Raw genomic sequence first — 2163 nt, forward strand, 5'->3', positions numbered from 1 at the left:
TTATACTGATGATCGGTAAAAAAGTCATGGTGGGGTTCATGAGTATTTATACTCATCGCAAAAGTGACACGCTCCCGTGGCGATCGAGCTAATTGCCTTTTGCAAACTTAACAATATTTCCCTTGACAATGTGGGAAGCTTTGGTAATTATTTATCCCATTACAAAGGCGAATCTATGATGCGGATGGCTGCTTTAGTTTGTGCTGATGGTTTAATTCCCCTTGGCCCGGACTTCATTAGAGTAGCACAAAATACCCTAGGCGGATTGAATCCTTCAACCTTGCAGCAAAACTCAACATTCCAAAATATCAGCAACCTAATTCCCGGCGCAAATAATTCACAAAAGTTCGGATTTGTGACAACAACTTTCGCTTCAGCGCAAGGTTGGATGAACAATTTAGTACAGTCTCGCGGCTTAACTCCCGCCATAGTTTTAGGCCATCTCAAGCAATACGTTGATGTTACTGATGACAAATTGGATTATGTGGCGGCATTTTTAGACATGACTACCAATTATTACGAACATACGGGAATTCAGACGGTTGCTCGCCGATTGATCGATCGAGCTTATGCTGAAATAGCCTCTGGCAGATCCTAGAAAACTCGTTCTCAGGTGAGGGAAAACAGCGAACAGCGAGGCAGAGCCTCTAAATATGCGTTCCCAGGCAGAGCCTGGGGACGAGGGAAACCATTGCTTACTTTGCCTTCTTCCTTCTTCCTTCTTCCTTCTTCCTTCGGCTGTGAGTTAAAATAAGCAGATTATGTTTAGCAAACCTCTTTTAATCGCATTGTGAAAAACAAATCGCTTCCTTCATCCGTAACAGTCAAGCTAGGCAAATTTGTCTGGACATCAATGTGGCAATTAATGATGTCCAAACTAGCGCCGCCCGATCGCACGGGAGCATACATTCGCCCCAGCAGCAGTTTCCGCAACTTTGTCACCACTGCACCAGACAACCCTCACCAGCCCGCTGCGGGACGGTATCGCCTGTTTGTGGGTACGGGATGCCCTTGGGCGCACCGCACTCTGGTGACGAGGGCGCTCAAAGGGCTTGAGGATGCGATATCCGTGTCTATTGTGTATCCCTCGGAAGGGGGAATGTGGGTGATGGAGTCGGAGACTTTTGGCTGCAACACGATGCCGGAACTTTACCAGTTGGCTTTACCGGGCTATCAGGGGCGGTGTACGGTGCCGGTGCTGTGGGATGACTCGACAAAGACGATCGTCAATAACGAGAGTTCGGAAATTATTGTGATGCTAAACTCGGAGTTTAACGAGTTTGCTAGCAATCCTCAAATGGATCTTTATCCTCTGGATTTGCGATCGCAAATTGACGAGTGGAATGAGAAGATTTACCAATCGGTGAATAACGGCGTTTATCGCTGCGGTTTCGCCCAATCTCAAGCTGCTTATGACTCGGCTTGCAGTGAATTGTTTGCTGTTTTAGACGAGATCGATCGATCTCTCTTGAGGAGTCGTTATCTTTGTGGCGATCGGGTGACATTAGCAGACGTGCGGCTTTTTACTACTCTATTCCGTTTTGATGCCGTTTACTACAGCTTGTTCAAATGCAATGTGCGCCGCATTCAAGATTACGAGCATTTGGGAGCTTATCTGCGCGACTTGTACCAGTTACCGGGAGTTGCTGGCACTTGCGATTTGGAGGCTGTGAAGCGCGATTATTACGGCAATTTGTTCCCGCTGAATCCCGGCTGCATTATCCCCGCTGGGCCCGATCCGGCGACTTTGCTCAAAGCTCACGATCGCGCAGGGCTCAGAAACCCGGTTTCTTAACAAAATCGGGCGTGAAGATGCCAGAATAATCGCAGAAACCTGGTTTCTAGGATGCTTGGGCGAGCGCGCCGGGAATCAGAAACGGGGTTTAGCTCGTTCCCAGGCTCTGCCTGGTAACGCATTCCCAGAGGCTGGGCCTCGCGTTAACCTTCTAACAAAGCCTCCATTCTCTCCTTTACTCAAACCTCACGATCGACAAAATATTGATGTTATTTTGAAGTGAGATTAAGCAATATTTAAAATCAAATCATGTCTGGCGATCGCCCGAGTCATCTCAAAAGGCGATCGTACTTAAGTAGTTAAGCAAAATTAATTACATAATTATCTCCAAATTCTTTAAGAATTCTTTCGACAGATGAAACAAGAGA

Annotated in this window: 2 protein-coding genes; both read left to right on the forward strand. The window is 46.9% G+C overall.

The window, feature by feature from the left end; all coding sequences use genetic code 11:
• Positions 1 to 76 precede the first annotated feature (76 nt).
• Entirely contained in the window at positions 77 to 598 is a 522-nt protein-coding gene (locus tag QUA04_RS29390) for a hypothetical protein (RefSeq protein WP_333264253.1), read from the forward strand.
• Between the two features lie 255 nt (positions 599 to 853).
• Complete coding sequence (locus tag QUA04_RS29395) at positions 854 to 1795, forward strand: glutathione S-transferase family protein (protein ID WP_333264256.1); 942 nt, start codon at positions 854 to 856, stop codon at positions 1793 to 1795.
• The last annotated feature ends 368 nt before the right edge of the window (positions 1796 to 2163 follow it).

The sequence above is a fragment of the Microcoleus sp. S13_C5 genome, from assembly GCF_036700845.1.
In the GTDB taxonomy this organism is placed as follows: domain Bacteria; phylum Cyanobacteriota; class Cyanobacteriia; order Cyanobacteriales; family Microcoleaceae; genus Microcoleus.

Bases quoted from the DNA above. Each gene is read 5' to 3' on its own strand.
- QUA04_RS29395 (WP_333264256.1), top strand. From the start codon at position 854: ATGTGGCAATTAATGATGTCCAAACTAGCGCCGCCCGATCGCACGGGA.